The 22,622-nt window shown below is 39.7% G+C and carries 15 protein-coding genes; 1 reads left to right on the forward strand and 14 read right to left on the reverse strand.

Translation table 11 applies throughout. The annotated features are described in order from the left end of the window. Positions 1-112 precede the first annotated feature (112 nt). The 6 genes from V7077_RS20600 to V7077_RS20625 form a co-directional block, all read right to left on the reverse strand. The gene (locus V7077_RS20600) at positions 113-2,389 is read right to left on the reverse strand and encodes a glycoside hydrolase family 3 protein (RefSeq protein WP_335505396.1); all 2,277 of its coding nucleotides are present in this window, start codon (positions 2,387-2,389) and stop codon (positions 113-115) included. Positions 2,390-2,407: 18 nt separating this feature from the next. Then, positions 2,408-3,286: a sugar phosphate isomerase/epimerase family protein gene (locus tag V7077_RS20605; protein ID WP_335505398.1), complete on the reverse strand. Its 879-nt coding sequence runs from the start codon at positions 3,284-3,286 to the stop codon at positions 2,408-2,410. A gap of 327 nt (positions 3,287-3,613) precedes the next feature. Continuing rightward, complete coding sequence (locus tag V7077_RS20610) at positions 3,614-5,107, reverse strand: ABC transporter substrate-binding protein (RefSeq protein WP_335505400.1); 1,494 nt, start codon at positions 5,105-5,107, stop codon at positions 3,614-3,616. Positions 5,108-5,176: 69 nt separating this feature from the next. After that, positions 5,177-6,871 (reverse strand): CocE/NonD family hydrolase, encoded by a 1,695-nt coding sequence (locus V7077_RS20615; protein ID WP_335505402.1) that lies wholly within the window; start codon positions 6,869-6,871, stop codon positions 5,177-5,179. Positions 6,872-6,899: 28 nt separating this feature from the next. After that, a complete protein-coding gene (locus V7077_RS20620; RefSeq protein WP_335505404.1) occupies positions 6,900-7,202 on the reverse strand; it encodes an AtuA-related protein in 303 nt (100 codons plus the stop codon). Beyond that, on the reverse strand, positions 7,199-8,554 hold the full coding sequence (locus V7077_RS20625; RefSeq protein ID WP_335505406.1) for an acyclic terpene utilization AtuA family protein: 1,356 nt from the start codon (positions 8,552-8,554) through the stop codon (positions 7,199-7,201). The genes V7077_RS20620 and V7077_RS20625 overlap by 4 nt, the downstream gene beginning before the upstream one ends. Positions 8,555-8,688: 134 nt before the next feature. Here V7077_RS20625 and V7077_RS20630 point away from each other — a divergent pair, with 134 nt between their 5' ends. Then, positions 8,689-9,579 (forward strand): LysR family transcriptional regulator, encoded by an 891-nt coding sequence (locus tag V7077_RS20630; protein WP_335505408.1) that lies wholly within the window; start codon positions 8,689-8,691, stop codon positions 9,577-9,579. A gap of 177 nt (positions 9,580-9,756) precedes the next feature. Here V7077_RS20630 and V7077_RS20635 read toward each other — a convergent pair whose 3' ends face one another. From V7077_RS20635 to V7077_RS20670, 8 genes are all read right to left on the reverse strand, one after another. Next, positions 9,757-9,969: a hypothetical protein gene (locus V7077_RS20635; RefSeq protein ID WP_335505410.1), complete on the reverse strand. Its 213-nt coding sequence runs from the start codon at positions 9,967-9,969 to the stop codon at positions 9,757-9,759. A gap of 30 nt (positions 9,970-9,999) precedes the next feature. After that, positions 10,000-12,843 carry an alpha-L-rhamnosidase gene (locus V7077_RS20640; RefSeq protein ID WP_335505411.1) on the reverse strand — a complete coding sequence of 948 codons (2,844 nt, stop codon included), beginning with the start codon at positions 12,841-12,843 and terminating at the stop codon, positions 10,000-10,002. 162 nt (positions 12,844-13,005) lie between these two features. After that, positions 13,006-14,730 (reverse strand): glycoside hydrolase family 3 protein, encoded by a 1,725-nt coding sequence (locus V7077_RS20645; protein ID WP_335505413.1) that lies wholly within the window; start codon positions 14,728-14,730, stop codon positions 13,006-13,008. 4 nt (positions 14,731-14,734) lie between these two features. Continuing rightward, on the reverse strand, positions 14,735-15,397 hold the full coding sequence (pgmB, locus tag V7077_RS20650; protein ID WP_335505415.1) for a beta-phosphoglucomutase: 663 nt from the start codon (positions 15,395-15,397) through the stop codon (positions 14,735-14,737). A gap of 339 nt (positions 15,398-15,736) precedes the next feature. After that, positions 15,737-17,287, reverse strand: coding sequence for a carboxylesterase/lipase family protein (locus tag V7077_RS20655; RefSeq protein ID WP_335505417.1), 1,551 nt, complete (start codon positions 17,285-17,287; stop codon positions 15,737-15,739). Between the two features lie 534 nt (positions 17,288-17,821). After that, positions 17,822-18,934, reverse strand: a complete 1,113-nt coding sequence (locus tag V7077_RS20660) for an alpha/beta hydrolase (protein ID WP_335505419.1) — start codon at positions 18,932-18,934, stop codon at positions 17,822-17,824. 157 nt (positions 18,935-19,091) lie between these two features. Next, on the reverse strand, positions 19,092-21,395 hold the full coding sequence (locus V7077_RS20665) for a glycoside hydrolase family 3 C-terminal domain-containing protein (protein ID WP_335505421.1): 2,304 nt from the start codon (positions 21,393-21,395) through the stop codon (positions 19,092-19,094). A gap of 173 nt (positions 21,396-21,568) precedes the next feature. Beyond that, positions 21,569-22,489, reverse strand: coding sequence for an alpha/beta hydrolase (locus tag V7077_RS20670; protein ID WP_335505423.1), 921 nt, complete (start codon positions 22,487-22,489; stop codon positions 21,569-21,571). Positions 22,490-22,622: the final 133 nt, after the last annotated feature.

The raw sequence follows: 22,622 nt of genomic DNA on the forward strand, positions 1-22,622 counted from the left end.
CCACGTGATTTCTGGCTTGCGCTGTCCGAACTTGGCTTTTTACCACTCATAAGCAATGAACTAACCCCAACCGGCTCTATATATTCCGGTTGGGGTTAATGGAAGTCCCACTCTATTCTTTAATTTGATACTTTTCGGTTCTTCCATCCTGGATCTTACCAGCCCAACTTAGTCCAAAAGCAAAGTCATAAATATGTCCTTCCGAGTCCACATGGCATTCCATGTCGTGAGCAACATCTTCCAATTGTTCCTCGACGGTTTTCATGTTTGCAGGCATTTGCATTGGCAGAAGACCTGAAGGCTCTGCTTCCCCTGTTAAAATATCAAAAATGGCTTGATCCTGTACTCCAAAATTAGCAATAATTGCATCTACGTCCTTTTCAAATTCTCCCACAATGGTTGGGTTGGAAAGCAAAAGCGAAACAATAACCGGTTTCCCCTTCATGGCCTCTACTGTCTCTAAAACATTATTCAAATCAGTAGTATTGCTCGGAGTTACCGTTTTTCCTTTATAGGATCGGTTTAAAACGTCACCAGGACGTGCATCCCCAGCAAGACTTGTTTCGCGGGCGTAGGTTGCTGTATAAGGTTTGTATTGAAGGCTGATTGGTACATATCCATTTCCGCCTTCCTTCACATCATCATGACTATAACCATTCCCAGACTTTGGTGTACTAATAAAAACCAAACCAAAATCTGCTTCTTCAGGGTTATCTGTCACCTTGAAATATTTATTTGCTACTTCGATATTGACTGGATACTCTAATTTTTCAGGTGTTGGATTTCCAAACCAGTCTGTGCCGGCAGGGGTATATCTTTTCGGAATATATACAGTTTTGTCCTTACTTAATGGCAAAATATTATTCTTGTTTTTTAACATAACAAGAGACTTAAGCTGCACATTATATCCTTCCTGCATATACTCTGGTTTTCCCACTTCTTGAATCGTTTCCTCTACTTTTAGATAAGGATTTTCAAACAGTCCAAGGCGGAAGATATTTTTTAATAGACGGACTGCTGATTCTTCAAAGCGGTTTCGCATAAATGCTTCACCATGTTCAGCAACCCCCATTTGGTAGGCTTCTAAAATGGGACCAGCTTCATTATTTCCTCCGAATTGATCAACACCGGCCATAAGTAATTTATAATGCCGTTCAGCAACGGTTAAATTTTCAACTCCCCAAGGCTTTCCGCCGATAAAGGTATCAATATTTTCTGGCTCATCTGAAGTAATAACCCAGTCCGTACAAACCACACCGTCATAACCATATCGTTTGCGAAGTAAATCATTAATCAAGTAAGAGTTGTATGAATTACCGACATTTTCTCCGTTAACAGGGTCTTGATCAACTGAGATGGTATAATACGGCATAACTGCAGAGGCCATTTTTGTTTTACCAGGTAACTTAAAGGCCCCTTCTGTAAATGGAATTAAATGTTCATCAAAATTACCCCCTGGATATACGGCAAACTTCCCGTATCCATAGTGGGCATCCCTGCCGCTCTCACCGGAGCCGCCGCCCGGCCAATGTTTTACCATTGCATTGACACTTTCATAACCCCATCCTTCAGCAATTTCTTTCTCACCCGCTGAATTCTGAAAGCCTTCCACATATGCTCGAGTCATATCGGAGGAAAGCTGTGAGTCTTCCCCAAAAGTTCCATTAAAACGGAACCAGCGTGGATCTGTGGCAATATCAACTTGCGGCGATAGCGCGGTTGCAATCCCTAATGCCCGATATTCCTTTGAGGCAATTTCTCCAAATCTTTCAGCTAGTTCTGGAGTAAATGTAGCGGCAAGACCCAGTGACTCAGGCCACATTGAGATTTTCCCGCCTGATCCAGCATTAAATTCAGCACTTGAATCTGAACCATGGCGTGGATCTGAGCTATTGTTTGCTGGAATTCCAAGGCCAATTCCTTCTGCAAAAGCCTGAACCTTGTTATTCCAACGTGCAGCCGTTTCAGGACTTTCTAAAATAGTGACGAGAACATGCCTTAAATTATCTTTTGAAAGAAACTCAATTTGCTCATCGGTTAAATCCCATGGTTTTGCACCGCTTTCTTCGTATGACTTGCCGCCATACGAACCATCAAACCAGCCTCTACTGCCGGCTGGAATGGATTGATGCCTGCTGTATAACATAAGCCCGGCAATCTGCTCAATCGTCATTTTTGAGGCAAGGTCCTTCGCTCTTTCCTCAGGCGTTAACCGCCAATCCTCATACTTATCTATTTTTCCATCTTTATTTAAATCCTTAAAAAAGTATCCATCTTTTTCGATGACTTTTACTCCCGACGTTTCAGAATATCCTAAGGTTGGCCCGCCAGTGTTTTCGACATATTTGATCTGAGTTTCAGTATTGATTTTTGTTATATGATCAGCCATTCTATATCCCCATTCAAATTATCTTTTAATATATCCGATTACATTGTTCTCCATCACTTGTAAATCACTCGCAATGCTAGTAAATTTATTTCCGACCTGTCCTTCGTTTTCCACAATCGCATAGCGAATCGATCCTAATTCGCTCAGCTTTTGATAGGTTTCTTGGAAATTAATAATTCCTGTCCCTAGATTAACGAAATCAGTTGGCTTCACAAGCTCTGTATATAATTTCATCAGATCCGCGTTGTCCTCTTGAACTGAAGCGGAAAATAAATTAACCGTATCTACATGTTTCCCTAAATCCTTTTGATGGATCATGTCGCAACGGCTGCCTAATTTTTCAAGCAATGCCAATGGTTCATATCCCCCCCTCACCGCCCAAACGATGTCCAACTCAAATTTCACGTTCTCTGGATCTGTATTTTCAACAAGAAGTTCGAATAGGGATGTTTCTCCAATTCTCTTAAACTCATGTGCATGATTATGATAGTAGAAGCCTAAACCTGCTTCTTTGCACTTTTCCCCTAATTGATTTAGTTGTTCAGCCGTTTGAAGGGTATCCTCACGTCCGGAAATAAAGGCCATTGGAAAGACAATCGACTCACAGCCAAGAGCTGCATTTTCTTCAATAATCTTATCCCAATCAGTATCCAGTAACGATTTCCCCGGAGCAACACCTTCATGAGCTGCAAACGCCTTTAACCCTAAATCGTCAAACTTCTTCTTAATAACTGGAAGGGAAAAAGTATCAGTAAACCGCTCTCCCGTAGCAAAATTGGCTGAAATCAACTCTATATTTTTGTAACCCATTTCAGCAACTTTTTCTAAGGTACCAAAATAATCTTCGTTTAATTCTTTAAATACTGAAAATAAATTTAATCCAATTTCCATTGCCATTGTTATTTGCCCCTTTTTTAATAGTGTACAAGCTTAAATTTATTGAAGATTTTAAGCTCGTTGAAACTGATACTCCACTCGGTTCTTTAATCTTCTTCTTAAAAATTAAAATTATTTGCAGTGGCCCAATACTAAATAGTCTTTTCTACTTTAAAGATACAACATATGAAAGCACTTTCCTATCCGTAAATACGACCTGTTATTTTCAATTTTCCGACCTTTTGAAAGGTTAGTGCCTAGTGTTTGAATTGGTGATAGTTTTACCTATGGAAGACAATATCATAAAGGGCAAGAGAGCGATCTTATTGCTCTCTTGCCCCTTATGCATTATTGCATTTTCAACCACTTATCATATTGTTTTTGCTTCTCATTAATAATCTTATCTAGTCCAGCCGCTTTTAACTTCTTATTAAATTCTACTAGTGTCTTATCAGGATCTAAGGTTCCAGATCCTAGTCCATCACGGTATTGATTTACTACATTCTGACATGCCGCAATTTCTGACTTCACTTGATTAACATCGAAAGTAAAACCATAAGCTGGTGATTTAATCATGGAATCATTAAAACTCTGTAATTGCTTCCAGTGATCAAGATCGTCACCCTTCCAAACAGAAGTTAGGAAGTTATTTCCAACCTCCCAGTTATTAAATACATACTTTGACTCCTTTATCCCTTCTGGCAAACTAATGGTTCCATCAGAATTATGGGTGTAATGTTTACCTTCTATTCCATTAGCTAGTAAATTCATAATGTCTTTGTCGCTGTATAAGAGATTTAAAAATTCCATGGATTTTTCGGGATTTTCACTATTCTTAGAAATAGACATGCCAAATGCTGTTGCACCACTTGTTGCCATATAACTATCTGATAGTGTCACAGAAACCATCTCATGACCAGTTAGCCTTGATTCTTGCGCTTCAAAACCAGGTTTTAAATTATTAAAGTAACCGAATCCTTTATTGGCTTTCACAATGTTTGCCGCAGTCTCCTTTGATGTAGCTGCATCTTTCATAATGTATCCTGATTCGTACCATTTTCTTGTTAAATGAATCTGATCGATATAATCTTTATCTTCATATAAATTAATGATTTTCTTAGGGTCACCATGATAGTTAATAGCTCCGAAACCATCACCTAATGAATCATACATTCCACCAAGCCTTGAATCTGTTGCAGCACTGCCTGCATTTACAATAGGGATTAAATTTGGTTCATTCTCTTTCACAATCTTAAATACATCTGTTAAATCTTCATATGTCTTAACCTTAGAGAGATCAATATGATATTTATCAACAATATCCTTTCTCATAATAAAGCCATAGTTTGCTCCAAACTCCCTGACACTAGGGATTGCATAAATTTTACCGTTCACTTTCGTTCCTTCCAATACATCTTCAGAAAAAACCTTAAGTATTCCTTTACCATGCGATTTTAGTAAATCATCTAAAGGGACAAATTCTCCTCTTGCTGCCTGAAGAGCATAATTACCAAATATGGATGTGGAAAGGATGAGATCCAATTTTTCACCACTTGCTACCATCAACTTCGATTGATTATCCCATGCGGATACACCAATTGGTTCCAATTCAACAGTCGCATTTATTTTCTTTTTGGTAATCTTGTTTATTTCCTCCTGCACTTTTGGAAGATCATCAAGATTTGTTCCAGTGCTCACGTAGGCCATTTTGATTGTATAACCTGCACCTTTATCCCCAGATTCTGTAGTGTCTGTACTACTTTTGCTAGAGCAAGCTGTTGTCAAAAGGATAGTGACTAAAACGAGTAAAAATACCTTTACCATCAATCTTGTTTTTTTCATATTTTTTCTCCCCTCAAATTGTAGGTATGTTTCTCTTAATCTTAACTATCTTTCTAAACGAAATCCTAATCACCCTTCTATTGGCAGAATCAGGCGCGATTTGCAATCACCTCCAAAGTGCAGCGTCTGGTTTACTGCTTTTGCGGATTCTTGCAATGACCAAATCCCCTCATGATTACTATGAATAGAGTATTGCGGAAAATCAGATGATGAAATATCTACACGCAGGCGTGAACCAGCTTTTAGCCTCCACGAAATATCCCACATATCCAAATGTACCTCTACAATGTCACCTGGTTCATAAAGTAAACGGCTGCTCTCATCATTTTTTCTATAGGCAAGCGTTCCAATGCTCCCACGTATGTTATACGATCTGCCATCTTCGTGTATTTCCATTACTTTTGCGGTAAATGCTGTATCCTTGGCCTCTGAGCTAACATATAACTGTAATTTTATATTGCCTAAAATATCAAGATCAGTCTCAAGCGGCGGAGATACAAAACTTAAGACATCATCACGCCAACCGCATTCTGGCTGCCGCAAACTCCCGACTTCATTCATAGTACGCATCATGGATTCTGCGCCATGAGATAATACAGGATGATCAGGATCGTAAATATACTGTAATTGATTCTTTTTATCAGGGGCCTTTCCTTGCAGTACATATGCAGCTCCATCACATTTGTCAGTTGAGAAAAAGTACTCCAACTCATCATTTTGGAAAGGGTATTCCCGGTTGCTTTGCCAAAGGTCAGCACCAATTTTATATAGTTTCACTTCCCCATCAGGTAAATTTTTTAGTACCAGCAAATTGTAAAACCAATTAAATGCGTTTACTTCATCTGCATTTTCCAATTTATTCGCTTCAACCCCTTGGACGCAAGGCATGAAACCATGATTCCAAGCCCCTATTCGGAAAACGCTGTGCTCCTTTGCTTTTGGCGATAAATTTTGCCAAGTCTTGAAGGCACTCCCTAAATGATGGTCATACCAGCCTCCGCCTAAATAAATGGGAATTGTGACCTTTTTCGGTATATCAGCAAGCACTTTCCAAAATCCTTCACGCCAGTAACTATCATCCCGGTTTGTGCTTATAATCCAGCTCCGATACCAACCGAGACGTGCTCCCCACATTTCTTCATCAACATTAATATGAGGCCGGTATTTTGCTGACTCAATATAGTCAGCCTTTACTGGGAAACCAGCGTTATCCATTGCCCATGAAGTCAGCACATCTTGTCTAAACATTCCATTTTTGTAGGCTGATGTGAACCTGTCTGTACCGTAATGTGTAAGGTACATGGTCTTCACCTTTTCTGGTACAATATCTGCCACTGCCCAACCTGTAAGGGCAAGATACGAATTCCCTATGTACCCTATACTCTCCACTTCATTCAAGCTGTTAAGCCAATCTAATGTATTCTTCCCATCGTTTCGTTCATTGACATTTGGCTCCCAATTCCCTTCTGAACCGCCTGTTCCTCTACAAAATTGATAGACAAACATGAATCCCCGTTTGCAGTATTCTTCAGATTGAATACGAACTATATCTTCCATCCCTGGATAGCAGGTTCGTGTTAGAATCGTGGGAAAAGGACCGTTTCCAGGAGGCTTATACACAACTGTACGCAGCCGCACACTATCATCCATTTCTAACATAATTTCTTCAGGTTCTTGTAACTCAACTATCGGCTTAACTTCTAGACTAGCGTATTGCTTTTTAATGTATTGCTGAACTCTCTCTAACCATTCGTTTTCATCCATAACCATCCCCCCTGCCTTCGCTATTTTTCTACCCAAGATCCATTTCCAGCATAAGCCCGCTTAATGACTTCCCATGTTTATCCAGTGACAGTGAGCGTGTGACACCGCCCCCAAGCGTGTTTTCCAGAACAAAATTTAAGGCTCCCAAACTAGGAACTTCATATCGCTTCACTCTAGTAGCTCCTATTTTTGCAAACCATGAAATAACTTTATCTTCTGTCAGCTGTTCGCAGAGAAGCGGATAGTCTTCCTGGTTGTAAGCGATTACAGAAATAGTTGAAATATTTCCTTTGTCGCCAGTGCGCGAGTGCGCAATTTGATATAACTTCATTGTGCAGGACCTCCAGCCCATGTAATGCCTAATTTCACATCTTCTTCGGGTATCAGCACAGATGCCACTGAGACGATGTTTGTGAAATCTCCTCTGGCTCCGCCTCCTCCTGCCGGTCCATTCACATATAAAGATTCTACTTCACGAGCAGCGATTTCTGCGGCCTCTTTATGATCTGTTCGTATTGATACACGTAATCGGACCTCATTTAAAACTGTTTTTGCTAATTGAGCTGTAGCTGCTCCATACAAACTATTGATTCCAATCAAATCCGTCCGCAATTCTTTGTAATCCACCTTTAGTATTTCTAAACGTTTTTTAATAACTTCTTCAGCAAGTTGAGCACGGGCCACACAATTATGTCCCCCATAACTTATTTCACCTTCGCCAATAAAACCATCAAGATAGCCAACACTTACCTTTAATGAGCCGGTTTTTCTTTTCCCAAAAGCTCCTTTCACCAGCACTTTATTGTCACCAAGTTCCTCCACCGTAATATTAGAAAAATCCGCCACTACATCCGGTGTAATATAGTTCATGGGATCTTGCACTTCATAAAGCAACTGCTCTTTTACAGTTAGAATGTTTAAAATTCCTCCGGTATCTGGAAGCTTTTCAACCACGATGTTACCATTTTCAAAAAAGGTCAAAATTGGAAATGCTAAATTCCACAATTCCGGTACATCCTTATAACCCGGGTCGGCAAAATATCCGCCCGTTAGCTGCCCAGCGCATTCCAAAAGATGGCCAGCCGCCACTGTTTTGCCGAGAAACTCATAATCGCTATAGGATCGGCCAAATTCTTGCATTATGGGACCTGTTGCTAACGAAGGATCAGCAGCACGGCCTGTTACAACAATATCTGCTCCTTCAGCAAGTGCTGTTGAAATGGCTTGTCCGCCTATATATGCGTTTGCCGAAATGATATTGTCCCTGATTGTTTCAAGTTTAGCTCCCGTTTCCATCATAGGCTTTTGGCTATAGTTATTGATTATACTCAATACGTCATCCCCGCTAACAGCAGCAATTTTCAATTGATTTAGCCCGTTTTCACAAGCAATTTCATAGATTTTCTTTGCTGCAGCAATGGGGTTTGCTGCTCCCATATTTGTAATGACCTTAACAGGATGGTCCTTAAGCAATGGAATTACTTTATCCATGCGATATTCTAGAAGATGATTGTATCCTATGTCTGGATTGGAATGCTTCTCCTTTTGAGCGAGAGCAATGGTTCTTTCTGCCAAGCATTCAAATATGATATAGTCCACATTCCCCCTGATAATGTTATCCAGTGCAGGTTCTATTCGATCTCCCGCAAACCCTGCTCCAGCCGCAATTCTGATTGACTTCATGTTTTTTCATCTCCGAGTAGTTTGTCTATCTTTCTATCTGTTATAACTATATTTTAATAGGCAAAGGTATTATAATGCTAATAAATGGTATTTATAAACAATATAAGTATAAGTAATAGTGTGAGGGATTTTTCATGCCACTTGAATTGAATTTGGAATATTATCGTGCATTTTATTATGTGGGACGTCTAAACAGCATATCAAAAGCTGCTGATACTTTGTTCCTTTCACAGCCTGCCGTAACACAATCCATTAAAAAGTTGGAGAACCATTTTAAATGCAAATTGTTTTCACGAACAGCAAAAGGGATGATCTTAACAAATGAAGGAGAGAGTTTATTTTCTCACGTTACGAAGGCAATGGATGAGCTGATGATTGGAGAAAAAGAGCTTAATCGGATGATAAATTTTGAGATTGGGAAGCTGGAAATTGGTGCAACCGAAACAGCCTTATATCATTATTTAATTCCAAAAATTGAAACATTCCGCCAAAGCCACCCAGACATCTATATGAATGTTGTCGGAAGTTCGACTCCTGAGACCATTCATATGCTGCAAAATGGAAATGTAGATTTAGCCTTTGCTGTTTCCCCAATTCTAGATGCCGAAGATTTAATTATTACGAAGGTTTCGGATTTCCATGATATTTTAATAGCGGGTTCTGCATACAAACATCTCCAAAACCGAGTTTTGTCTATAAACGAGGTAAGCGAATTGCCGCTTGTAACAGTAGAAAAAGGAACGAGCGCCCGAACTCATTTAGATTTGTGGTTTGAAGAACAGGGAATTCTTCTTGATCCGGAATATAGTGTTCGAACCTCCACAACCGTCCTGCCATTTGTTGAACGTAATCTAGCAATCGGCATTGTTCCTTCCATGTTCGCACAGGAGTTGATCCAACAAGGGCGAATATTTCAACTTAATGTAGAAAAAGTTATTCCTCCCCGGAGTATAGTTATGATGAGCAAATCTGATTCAAAAATGTCGTTGCTTTGCAAGCATTTTATCAGTTATCTAACCGACTGATAATAGAAAAGATCTTTGATAAACTTTTCTTCTAGTTTAATAGTTTACTTTTTATATCATAAAAAAACATGCGTTGTTGAAGAAGATCCTCTCTACAACGCATGTTGAAAAAATGAAGTTTAAACTAATAATAAAACGTCATTAACCTCTTTGACACGTTTAAACTGTGGTCTCTCTTTATTCAGGTGCCCAATAGCTTCTATCTGCCCAGAAGTCTCCATCATTGTGGAAAATTTCAATCGGACCCTGCCAGTTTTCTAAGTCCTCACTTACATAGCAGTCAAATCCATCTGCAAGTCCCCAAGTGGTCGCACTTCTAGTTCCATAAAGATAGTATTTTTCCTCATAACTTAAAATGTAAGGATCCCGGATATATTTCATTGTTTTCATCTATTCTTTCTCCTACACCGTCATTATTAATTACTGAACAACAACTCTTATTTTCCCAAGCCTTTTATCCAACTCGTCTAAAACCTCTGCCGAAATCGGCAAAAATGGCAGATGGGACAATTCCCTTAATGAATGATGGCCAACTCTCCCCACCATTTCTTGAGGGGAAGCTGCAACATGTGGAGCTGTCTCAGCCAATACACTCTTGACTTCTTCCATTTCAAGCAAGTCAGCTAATGGCATGTGAGTACTATAGTATTTGAAATAGTCAATTTCCGGCATATAAACGATTTCCCAAGTTCCACTGGCTAACTCAACGTGCACCTGCTCGCCTGATTGACTTGCTTTAAAATCGTTCTGCTTAAGTTGACTTCCATTAATTATTACATTTTCAAGTTTTGCATCCGGTAACTCAGCAACAGCTGTAGCATTAAACGGAATCACAAATCTAAATTTCAATTGTCCTTCATCGGTTAGTTCCCACTGACTTTCATATAAACCTGCCGCAGATTCCAAAGTAGCCTTCGCGTACTCCAAGCGATAATCAGGCTGTGGCGCCAACCTTACACTTCTAAATCCTGGCTGTTCTTCAACAGGATTAATCCCAGCGACACTTCGGTACATCCATTCCACAATCGATCCATATGCATAATGGTTTAGAGAGTTCATATCCGTTCCGCTGATTTTGCCATCCGGCAAAACGGAGTTCCACCGTTCCCAAATCGTTGTGGCTCCCATCGTTACTGCATATAACCAGCTTGGATAATCCTTGTTTAACAGTAAAGTATAAGCTAAATCATTGTTTCCGTTCTCAGATAGCACTCTGCAAAGATAAGGTGTCCCAACAAATCCTGTCTTTAAGTGGTTCTTATCCTTTTTCAATTTTTCACGTAAATCGTTAGCAATTCTGTTTCGATGCTCATCTGGAACAAGGTCCATAAATAGGGCAACAATCAATGCTGTCTGAGTATTTAAAGCAAGTCGACCATTTGAAGTAAAGTACTCTGCTCTTATCGCATTTCTGACTTCATTCGATAACTCTTCGTATTCTTCTGCAATTTCGTCCTTGCCTATTACTTTTGCAGCCTTTGCAACCAGCATGGACGAATAGCTATAATAGGCTGAGGAAATAAATGCTGTTTCAGTTCCGCCCATTGGAGAGCTTGGATCTTCTCCATCTAATGCGAGCCAGTCGCCAAAATGGAATCCGGTAGTCCAAAGTCGTCTGGCACCTGATTCATCATCCGCCCTCTTGATATAATCAACCCAGCCCTTCATGCTCTCAAATTGCTGCTCAAGAATGGCTTTATCTCCGTAATGTACATACACATTCCAAGGAATAACAGTTGCTGCCTCTCCCCATGCACTTGAACCGCCGCCTTTAACCGTTGCCATTGGTACGACCATTGGAACACTACCACCTAACTTGGATTGTTCCTGGGCAAGGTCATAACCGTATTTACTAAAGAAAGCATACGTATCCATATTGAAGGCTGCTGTTCCCGAAAAGACTTGAGCATCCCCAGTCCAGCCCATTCGTTCATCACGCTGCGGGCAATCAGTCGGTACATCTAGGAAATTCCCTTTTTGACCCCATAAGGCATTCAGGAATAATCTGTTAACCAATGGATTACTAGTTTCAATATTACCTGTTATATCCATATCAGAATATAAGACGCAGCCAGTAAAATCATCCTTATTTACTTCTCCGTTCCAGCCAGAAACTTTCACATATCTGAAGCCGTAATAAGTAAAATGCGGCCTTACAGTACATTCTTCCCCATTCGTAATAAACCTGAATTCTGCCTTGGCTGTACGGAGATTATCTTGATAAAAGTTCCCTTCCTGCAAGAGTTCCGCAAACTGTAAAACGATTTCTGTTCCTTTAGGGGCATTGGTTATAAATTCAACCCAGCCTACCATATTCTGGCCCATATCCAATACGGTTTCGCCAGCAGGTGTATGAATGACCTCAATTGGCTTTAACTCTTCCTTTATAACTACCGGCAAGCTCAGCCTTGCTTTTAATCGGTCATAGCCCAAATCTATAACTTTAACATTATAGGAAGAAGCATCGTTGGCATTTGCATCGTAGATCTCTCCATCATAAATACCACTAAATTGGATTGGACTTCTTCTAGCGGTCCAAGATTCATCCGAATTGATGACGGTAGTTGTTCCATCTGCATGTTTAATAACAATTTCACATAAAAGCGCAAATTGATTGCCATAAACTTCTGTTTCTCCGCCTTCAAAGCCAAAGCGGCCCTTGTATAATCCATTGCCGAGACTTACCTCTACAGAGTTTTGTCCCTGACTGATTAATCCAGTAATATCATAGGTTTGATATTGAAGCCATTTATCATAGGCGTTGAAATTTGGAGTAAGAAATTCGTCTCCAGCCTTTTCACCGTTAATCTCCAATTCATATAAACCCAAACCGCTTACATAAGCACGGGCATAAATAACTTCCTTTGACAGATCAAATTCCCTTGTTAATACTGGATGGATTTCCTTATCAAAATCAGGTGTGATCCACTTAGCATCCCAAGACTGTGCTAGTTTTGCAGTTTCAAACCAAGCAATTTCGCTCACAGCCTCATCACCATTATCCGCCCATACTGTAACACGCCAATAGTAACGAGTACATGGAGCAAGGTTAATAGGAAGCTCAAAAGCAAGGCTGTCAATCTCACTACTTTTCTCACTGTCAAAAACTATATTTGTAAATTCTTCATCCAGTGCTACCTGTATTTGCGCTGCAGTTTGTTTGGTAGCCTCTGTGTCATATGCTACATACGATAAACGTGGACTCCCTAAATCAAATCCCAGTGGATTCGTTATCCGATTGGTTCTTAGATTTTTTATTCTCATTTATGCATGTCCCTTTCTATCTAGTATAGTTCTAATCTTATTGGTATTTTAGCAAACGCTTTAATTTAATTTAATATTGAAATGAAACATATTTTTGCTCGTTTCAAAGATTCAATATATACTAGCAGCACTCCATCATAATAATGGAGTGCTTTTGCTTATTTACAATCTAGTATCCCATTTACCACAGAACGGATCTACCGGACTCTTCCCTTTAAATTCAGATTTTCCTAGAATTTTATCAACGATTGCTTCTACCACAAATTCATTAGATGAGTAGGCATTGATATAGGTTTTTACCATCGGCACATCCTGAAGATGATAAGGGTTAGCAACTGAAATAAACATAGTAGGAATATCTTTGACAAACCATGGTGCATTCGCATTTAAAGGCTGCTGCCAATTAATTCTAACCGTCGTTTGGTTACTTGCCGTTTCAAGATTGGCAACGTAAATGATAAGATCATATTTCTCTTTAAAATCATTCACACTCATAAACAGTTCTTGAAAATTAACCTGCTTGTCATTATATAATTCTACTTGGAAGCCCGCTTTTTCAAGAGAGTCAACAAAAGGCTGGGTTACGGAACCGCCTTCCTTGAGCCCTCCTTCTTGATCACCTAATACATATAGGCGAACCCGCTTGTATTGTTCAGCATTAATCGGTAAAAGTTTTTGTGTATCCTTTACTAATGTGACGGATTGATCTGCACATTCTTTTGCCCAATTCTTATGTTCTTCACACTGTAATACTGACAATTCCGCTTCATTAGGTACTAAGGTTCCCTGTTCCTTCTGCACATGCAAACCAAGGGAGGCTTTAAGAGCGAGAACTCTAGTAACGGCTTCATCCAATCTTTCTAAAGTAAGGATACCTGTTTCAATCCCTTTTAACATAAACTCATAATCTTCCTTAATATTACGGTTGAAGAGGAACATATCGCAGCCTGAAGCAATTGCCTTTGGTACTGCAACTTCTCTTCTTTCTGAGATAGTGAAGCCTAACATAGGAGATGCATCGGTGACAATTAACCCATTAAAACCTAATTTATTCCTTAATAATCCATTCAGTAATTCTGGCGCCAATGTGGCTGGCATAATTTGGTCATCTTCAATGCCTGGCATTAGTTTTCGCGAATACTCAGGAAGCCTCATATGACCAGCCATAATCGATTTTGCCCCACTGTCAATCATTTCTTGATAAACCATCCCAAAGGTTTGATCCCATTCCTCAGTGGATAAGCTGTTGACCGATGGTAAGAGATGCTGATCTCGGTCATCTACACCATCCCCTGGAAAATGTTTCACGGCTGCTGCGAGTCCACTTTCATGAATTCCTTCCATAAATGCTTTAGACATTTGCGCAACTCTGATCGGGTCAGAACCATATGTTCTTACATTTGTTATCGGGTTTCGATAATTCATATCAATATCTACAATTGGCGCGAAAGCCCAGTTACACCCTGCAACTCGTCCTTCACGACCAGCAACTAGCCCTAGTTTATAAGCCATTTTTATATTGTCAGTTGCTGCCACCTGCATCTGTTTACCAAAATAAGTGCCATCGGTAGCAATCCCATTTCCTCCCGCCTCGAGGTTAGCCGAAATCAATAAAGGTACGGGAGAAAGTTCCTGTAATAACCCATGTGTTTCTTGTATTTTGGCACCCGTATCTGGACGGTACATAATACCCCCAGGATGATATTCCTTAATAAACACTTCTAAATCTTGTTTATTGTCTGAATGACCGATTGGACAAAATATTTGCCCCACTTTCTCATGTAAACTCATAGAGTGAAGTGTTTCTTCCACCCACTCGATATCTTTTTCCTTTAGAAAAAAAGGCTTGTTTTTCAAAATAGTTAGGTTGTCATTTAGTTTCAGCATGGTCTCAACTCCTAATTTCGTTCACTTCTAGTAACTGCTCTAAATCTAAGCTGGTTAGATCGTTTAATTTTATATTAGCGTCTACACAATGAGCGGCTGATCCGACACCTACTGCCTTCATTCCAGCCGCTTTTGCCGCATCAATGCCTGCTTTGGCATCTTCAATAACAACACATTCCTCCGGCTTCACTCCGAGCATTTTAGCTGCTAGTAAAAATACTTCCGGATCAGGCTTACTTTTTTTGATACTGTTTCCATCGGCGATGGCATCAAAATTAGTGGTCAATCCAATCTGATCTAAAATAAAAGGAGTATTTTTGCTCGATGAGCCAATGGCGATTTTTATATTCCTAGCTATTAAACTCATTAATAGGTTGATAACACCCGGTAAAATATCGTTTGGAGATAAATTGTTAAGCAGTTCACAATAGATCTCATTTTTCCGATGTGCAAGTTGGTTTTTCTCATTCTCACTATAGGTTTTATCCGAATGACTCAGAATAATTTCGAGACTTTCCATTCTGCTTACACCACGTAGTCTTTCATTTATCTCTCTATCAAAATAAATTTGTTCTTGGTCACTAATTTGTTTCCACGCTTGGTAATGAAATTCATCCGTCGAAACAATTACACCGTCTAAATCAAAAATAACTGCTGATAAATTCATAAGTTCCCATCCTTATTTCAAATAGTAAGCGATTTTTCCACCCATTGCGGCTCCACCTGAAAGCGTTTCCTCTTACAAGTATTATGATATAAAAAATCACTTTAAATCGCTTTCCCCTATTTGGCTGAAAACAGGACGATATTTGTTCTATTTTTTATTTCAGTATGTTCGCAGATTAATGAAGAATGAAAAAAAAGAGCCCAAATTTACTAGAGCTCCATTCTATTAAACATCATTCAAAGTCATTCAATTATTATCCTTCTATAAAAATTCTATTTTTAGTCAAATGGATTTAATTGTAAATTTCAACGCACCATTTGATCAACTTTTATCTTACTACTAATGGAGCACAGTTTCCTCGCCAAACATGAATTTAGGAGCTGCCTTAATATGTAAGGCAATTAGTTTATTATCATGGTTATGTTTAACCTCACATTTATTGTCAAAAATCATGGTAGCTTCATCTCCTGGTTTACACGCAAGCCACTCAGGAAGTCCCTGATGATTGGGATTACCGCTTTTGGCAAAATTAATCCATGCTCCGAAAATCTGCTCCTCAAGCTTGTCTGAAAAATCTGGTACATTGCAAATCGGAACTTTATCAGTATTGTGGAATACAAAAGGAATCTCAGAGCAATGCCACGCAGGCTTTCCATCATCATAAGGGAACTCAAAGGCAAACATGAAGGAGAAGATAGGTGCTTCTTCATGGTTTGCTTTCTTCTCAATAAAGTCCTTAGTTGGAGAACGGAACATGGAATCCAGTGCAAGGAGATCAGTAAGATTCTTGTTGGGATAAGCCGCTTTAAACAAATTGATCAATTCTTCGGAAGCCTCTCCATATTTCTCCACAATCATTGGTTTTATTTCGTCCTCAAAGAGGTCGTATTTATGTGGTACACCGGGACCAAAAGCAAATTCGCCAAATACAGATCCAATTAAAACCGGTATTGTCCGTGCATGTTCAGTAAAGCCTACAACCCGTGGATCTCCAACATAAAATTCATTTGGAACAGGATTCCCGCCCACATAGAGTCCCTGTCTCGCAATTTCTGGCCAAACTTTATTGTAAGCTGAAGCCATAAGGTCATAAGGTACAGTTTCTAGTTTTTCTACCTCACCTTCGCCAAAACCAAGTTCCTTCAACATGGCATTTACGATATGTGTCCCGTCCGTTTTTGGAGAGTTCAAAAAGCCGTCAAGCAGTCCACTCTGGATGATCCCTTTATGGAATAATCCTTCTGCACTTGGGGTCTGCATTAAAGACCACACCTTCATACCGCCGCCGGACTGACCAAAGAGTGTGGCATTCTCCGGATCCCCTCCGAAATTTGCAATATTGTCTTGTACCCACCTAAGGGCTGCTACCATATCTGCACTTCCTACATTGGCTGAATTGGCATATTTCTCTCCGAAGGGGGATAAATCCATGTAACCAAGAATATTGAGACGGTGGTTGATGGAAACAACAACTACATCGCCGTATTTGCTCATGTTTTCGCCGTCATAGGCTACTTGCTCAATAGAGGAACCAGCTGCGAAACCACCTCCGTGAAGCCATACCATTACAGGTTTTTTTGCATCAGGACTTATTGTCTGTGTCCATACATTCAAATACTGACAGTTCTCATCCTTCGGCCAATAACGGTGAGGAACCATAATTTCACCTAAAGGTACTTCCTGCGAAAGCATAGGACATACATAACCATAGGAAAGTGCATCCTTCACTCCCTCCCAAGGCTCAACCGGGGCGGGCATCTGGAATCTCTTTGCATCAGCATACTTAATTCCATGAAAGGTGTAGGTATCATCTAAAATAAACCCTCGGAGTTTTCCAACTTTCGTCTGAACGATTGGTTCAGTAGTTGAACAAACGAACTTTTTGGCCATTTTATTTCCTCCTCAAAATAAAAAATTATTAATTTTACACGATAAAATGCTTAAGTAACATTACAACCATTCGGTGTAAACATTCGTCGCTCGTTACCTGTCTTTCCTCTAACATTCACAATCTTTTTGTATTTGATAGCTCTTTCTTTATGTTTTATTAAATCTTATACTTTAGTATAAATGGATAACGAAAAAGTCACTAACTAAAATTCCGACTTTTTATTTCCAATTTTCCGACTTTTTATCCACTAAATTCCCTTTTGCAAAAAAATATGCTGCCCTACGAGCAGCTTATTTTTTCCGACAGATTACGTCTATTTGTCATTGGTCCTATCCTCTTACAGCTTCGATACAATAAGTAATTAGAATGAAAAAATCATTGACGTCCCTGAAGCTTAAAGTTCTTTTTTCAATCCCTATTCTTCCAATTTGTTAGTCTTTTAAGGGACATGGTAAGGGCTAAATTAATCTCATAAAAAAGGAACCAAGCATATCACAAATCGAATATGATTGGTTCCTTTTCTTTTAGTATATTTATAATTCCTTAATCGCATTAGCGATTTCAATACACAAATCTTCTGCCTGTGGAACATGGCCTAATTTATCAATAAATGCATGGGTCATTCCTTTATAACGGAAACAAGTTGTTTCCACTCCTGCATCCTGAAGCTGCTTGGCATAAAACTCTGTGTGAATCCGTAAACCGTCAAATTCTGCTCCTGCAAGAATCGCTTTTGGCAGACCTGCATGGGATTTGGCAAGCATTGGACTAACATAAGGATTATTTATATCTTCCTTATCAGTAATATAGGCTCCTAAAAAAAGATTATCTTCAAGTTTTGAAGGTCTTCCAAGTGTAATAAGCCCATTGATGATGTCCTTGTGCTCCTCTGATTTTTCAAAGAAGTTCTCACTCCACTCATATCCGTCAACCATGGCATCTGCTTGTGTAACGGCCGGATAAATCAGTACCTGCATGGCAATTTTGGGAGTCCCTTCCTCTTTTGCTTTCAGACACACTGCCGCTGCATAATTTCCACCGGCACTATCTCCGCCAACACTGATTTTTTCTGGGTCAATTCCATAGGCTTCGGCATTCTCATAAACATGCTTTACCGCATAGAAGTTATCGTTGAAACCATGTGGGAATGGCTTTTCTGGAGCTAACGAATAATCTACGTTAAACACTACGGCATCTGCTAATTCAGCTATTAATTTACAGAAGTTTTCAACCGTATAGACGGTGCCCCCAATCCAGCCGCCTCCATGAAAAAATACCAATGCAGGCCGTTTTGGATTCTTTTCTGATTTTCTTGGGTAGTAACGCCACAAGCCTACTGTATTTCCGCTATCTGTAATTTCTTCATATTTTGTATGTATTTCAACGGTGTTTAAATTATAGTTTGGGAACCCCATGTTTTCCCTCATAATGGGAATTAATACTTCCATTGGCGGAATGGCTTCAGGTTCTTCTCCTTCTAATTTTCCTGCCCAATGGTTATCCATAAGGCTTAATTCCATTGGATCTAGATATCCTGGTCGGTTTTCACCAGGGCTTGGTTTTACGATAACCTTAACTCCGTTATTTTCGATAATCGTAGTTTCGTTTTGTAGTTGGTCAATGGCGTTTATATCATATTTACGCATGATAAAAACTTCCTTTCTTAAATTCTAAACAAATTCAAAATACATTAGTTGTTTTAATGGATTCTTTAACCTACTCTAGTTCTTTTAACTAGTATGTCGTTCAAGAAATCAACGTCTTACAGAGTTATTATGCCCATCGTCCTTACCTAAAAAGCGGTTATCTAGATAGCAGTTTCTGAATTTCACCGGCAGGTTTGTTTAATTTTACAATAAGAGTATTTAGCATATCCTCTGAAAATTTTTCAGGGTTAAAAGTAGCCAGTGCACGAAGAGGCAAAAATTTCATAAACGCCTGAAACATTTCGGCAGCATCAGGGTCTTCTCCCATTGCAAATGGGCCTACACCTTTTAACTTAGTTAAAGCTTCGTCATTTAAAATACTTGAAAGAATTGGATCTTTCAAGACATCGCCCATTGTTGTATTTCTATGGATTAATTTCTTAACTGAAACGGTCGAATTAACCTGTATATTTCCTATTAATTCAATATTGACTGAGGATTTGCCTATTAATATCTCAAAAACACCGCTTTCTACATGCCAGTCTTTCAAATCAACGTTGTAATAGGCAAATGCTCTTTTATCAAGGACAAAAGTAACTTCTTTCTCCTCACCTGGCTGTAACTCCACCTTTTCAAAGCTCTTTAGTTCTTTTTCCGGTCGAATGACACTGCTTTCCACATCCCGTACATATAACTGAATAATTTCCTTTCCAGCTACTTCACCCGTGTTTTTCACTGTAACAGATAATTGAACCGTTTCTGTATCGTCTATTTCTTGTTTATCTATTACTAAATTTGAATAGTCAAAGCTGGTATAACTTAAACCATAACCAAATGGGAATAGCGGTTCGATTTCTTTCGCATCGTAGTAGCGATACCCGACAAAAAGCCCTTCTTTGTATTCCACCCTATCACCTTCCCCTGGGAAGTTAAGATAAGATGGATTATGACGCAATGCTTTCGGGAAGGTTTCTGCTAATTTTCCGCTTGGACTTTCATGTCCAAATAATAAATCAGCAATGGCCCCGCCTAACGCCTGACCTCCCAAATAGCCTTCAAGAAGACCTTTCACCTTATAAAGCCATGGCATTTCGATTGGTGCCCCGTTGCTTAATACCACCACAACATTCGGCTGAACCGCTGCAACAGCTTCAATTAAGAGCCGATGATTTTCCGGAACCCTTAGATGCTCTCGGTCATAACCTTCCGATTCGTAACGTTCAGGCAAGCCAACAAATAATACGGCAACATCAGATTGAATCGCAGTCTCTTTTGCCTCAGCCAATAACCTCTCATCAATATTATCACTCTTTAGCTCATAGCCTTTTGCATAACAAACTTTTGCATTTGGAGATGCCTTTTCAATTTCTTCATAGATATTTTCAAGTTTCGTCGGGTTTACATGAGAGCTGCCGCCGCCCTGATATCTTGGCGATTGGGCAAACTCACCAATGACAGCAATGGTTCCTGCCTTTTTTAATGGAAGAATACAGTCTTCATTCTTTAAAAGAACCATACTCTCTCTTGCTACTACTCTCGCTAATTGGTGGTGAGCCTCTTTATCATAGGTTGCATTTTGTTTCTTGTTATCTACTGCTTTAAAGATAATGTTCAATACTCTTTCAACTGCTTGGTCCAATGTTTTTTCAGATAATTTTCCACTTTGAACAGCTTCGACAATTTTTTGGTCCCCTGCACCATTACTTGAAGGCATTTCTACCTCTAGTCCAGCTCCCAACCCATTTACTCGTTCATTTACTGCACCCCAGTCAGAAACGACAAACCCTTCAAATCCCCATTCATCCCTTAAAATATCGGATAATAATTTTTTATTCTCAGAAGCATACTCACCATTCACTTTGTTATAGGAACTCATAACTGTCCATGGCTGCCCCTTCTTCACTGCGTTCTCAAAACTAGCAAGATAGATCTCTCTCAATGTTCTTTCATCAACCAGGGTATCCACTGACATTCTGCGATGTTCCTGATTATTTGCGGCAAAATGTTTCAGGGAAGTCCCGACTCCCTGACTTTGCACACCTTTAATATGACTCGCCGCTAATTCTGAAGAAAGATATGGATCCTCTGAAAAATACTCAAAATTCCTGCCGCAAAGTGGTGAGCGTTTAATATTTACCCCAGGACCTAAAAGTACTGCCACATCCTCTGCTTGGCACTCTTCTCCTAGAGCTGCCCCTACTTTTTCAATCAATGAACGATTCCAAGTGCTAGCCAACCCTACTGCAGAAGGAAAACAAGTCGCTGGAACGCTGGCGTAAATTCCTAAATGATCCGCGCTTTCTGATTGTTTACGTAAGCCATGTGGTCCATCTGTTACTAAAAGTGAAGGAATCCCTAATCTTTCTATCCCCTTCAAGTGCCAAAAATCGAGCCCAGAGCAAAGACTGGCTTTTTCCTCGAGTGTCAATTTTTCAATTAATTGTTTCCTATTTTTTTTCATAAAAAAACTCTCCTTTTAACATAAGACTCGATTTACCTCTAAATTTTCCCAACATTAAATGAAAACGTTTTATACTATAACCTTATAATATTAGTAATTTTTATAGAGTGCATTCCCCTATTTAACAGAAAATAAGTAGAATTTTGTCTTATATAAATCAAAACACTAAAGTTTTATTTTTCAACCATGGCAAATGGATTCTTTTCTTTCTCAGTTGTCTCCGGACTCACCAAATGCATTAGGAAAGTTTTAGCAAGTGGAAGCCACTGTGCACAGGCATGGGCTTTTTCGTCGCGGAATGGCTCAATCAAGTTTCTGCCCAGAGAGAAGCCGTGGTCACCGTATTGGAACATATGAAGTTCATAGGGAAGCCCTTCATTCTGCAGCTTTTCAGCCATCTTAATGGAGTGAATAGCAGGAACCATGCCGTCATCAATGGCTGCAGCCATAAATATTGGCGGAGTGTCCTTACTAACATGATAGATTGGGCTGTATTTTATCAGCTGTTCTTCATCCGGGTCAATGCAGCCGAAGGTAGGTTCGTTTAAGTTAGGTGGAAGCATGGGATTCGGATTGGCCTTTCGGACCTTTTCCTGAATAGTGTAATCCAGAAGACCATAGATGAGCATGGCACTCAGTGGTTTGAATACGGAAGAATCGACACCAAAGGTTTCTGATAACAGCGGCTCGCTCCAGGTAGTTGCGTACATACCGCACAGGTGAGCTCCCGCAGAAAAGCCAATAATCGAAATCTTGTCCACGTCAATACACCATTCCTCAGCATGTTCACGAATGGTCAATATTGCTTTACCTAAGTCGATTATCTGAGCCGGGAAAAGAGCCTTTCCTACTGGTGCCCTCTCTGCTACGCTGTATTCCAAAACAAAACTTTGGTAGCCATCAATGGCAAAAGCCATTGCTACCGGATCACCTTCATTACCATGTCTGGGGCACATCAAATAAGCACCGCCTGGGCATACGATAACAGCCGGCTTCTTCACTGGATTTGGAAGAAATCGATCGGGCATGGTTAAAAAGGTAGTTAATTCCACATCATCTCTGTCTTCCCATAATTTGATTGTTTCTATTTTCATAAAAGATACCCTCTTTCTTGTTTTTTAATTTTGATTTGTCCCACTAAATATTTAAATATTAATTGCCGACTTTATTTTCCCATTCTAATGGGCCCCACAGGTGCAAGTGCGCCAAGGAGGCTCCCCAGCACGC

The sequence above is a fragment of the Neobacillus vireti genome (assembly GCF_036962465.1).
Classification (GTDB): Bacteria; Bacillota; Bacilli; order Bacillales; family Cytobacillaceae; genus Neobacillus; species Neobacillus vireti_B.

Excerpts from the sequence above, each read along its gene's own strand:
- V7077_RS20615 (WP_335505402.1), bottom strand. The coding sequence starts at position 6,871 with ATGGATGAAAACGAATGGTTAGAGAGAGTTCAGCAATACATTAAAAAG.
- V7077_RS20645 (WP_335505413.1), bottom strand. The coding sequence starts at position 14,730 with ATGCTGAAACTAAATGACAACCTAACTATTTTGAAAAACAAGCCTTTT.
- V7077_RS20620 (WP_335505404.1), bottom strand. The coding sequence starts at position 7,202 with ATGAAGTTATATCAAATTGCGCACTCGCGCACTGGCGACAAAGGAAAT.
- V7077_RS20605 (WP_335505398.1), bottom strand. The coding sequence starts at position 3,286 with ATGGCAATGGAAATTGGATTAAATTTATTTTCAGTATTTAAAGAATTA.
- pgmB (WP_335505415.1), bottom strand. The coding sequence starts at position 15,397 with ATGAATTTATCAGCAGTTATTTTTGATTTAGACGGTGTAATTGTTTCG.
- V7077_RS20600 (WP_335505396.1), bottom strand. The coding sequence starts at position 2,389 with ATGGCTGATCATATAACAAAAATCAATACTGAAACTCAGATCAAATAT.
- V7077_RS20625 (WP_335505406.1), bottom strand. The coding sequence starts at position 8,554 with ATGAAGTCAATCAGAATTGCGGCTGGAGCAGGGTTTGCGGGAGATCGA.
- V7077_RS20665 (WP_335505421.1), bottom strand. The coding sequence starts at position 21,395 with ATGAAAAAAAATAGGAAACAATTAATTGAAAAATTGACACTCGAGGAA.
- V7077_RS20610 (WP_335505400.1), bottom strand. The coding sequence starts at position 5,107 with ATGAAAAAAACAAGATTGATGGTAAAGGTATTTTTACTCGTTTTAGTC.
- V7077_RS20630 (WP_335505408.1), top strand. The coding sequence starts at position 8,689 with ATGCCACTTGAATTGAATTTGGAATATTATCGTGCATTTTATTATGTG.
- V7077_RS20670 (WP_335505423.1), bottom strand. The coding sequence starts at position 22,489 with ATGAAAATAGAAACAATCAAATTATGGGAAGACAGAGATGATGTGGAA.
- V7077_RS20635 (WP_335505410.1), bottom strand. The coding sequence starts at position 9,969 with ATGAAAACAATGAAATATATCCGGGATCCTTACATTTTAAGTTATGAG.
- V7077_RS20640 (WP_335505411.1), bottom strand. The coding sequence starts at position 12,843 with ATGAGAATAAAAAATCTAAGAACCAATCGGATAACGAATCCACTGGGA.
- V7077_RS20655 (WP_335505417.1), bottom strand. The coding sequence starts at position 17,287 with ATGGCCAAAAAGTTCGTTTGTTCAACTACTGAACCAATCGTTCAGACG.
- V7077_RS20660 (WP_335505419.1), bottom strand. The coding sequence starts at position 18,934 with ATGCGTAAATATGATATAAACGCCATTGACCAACTACAAAACGAAACT.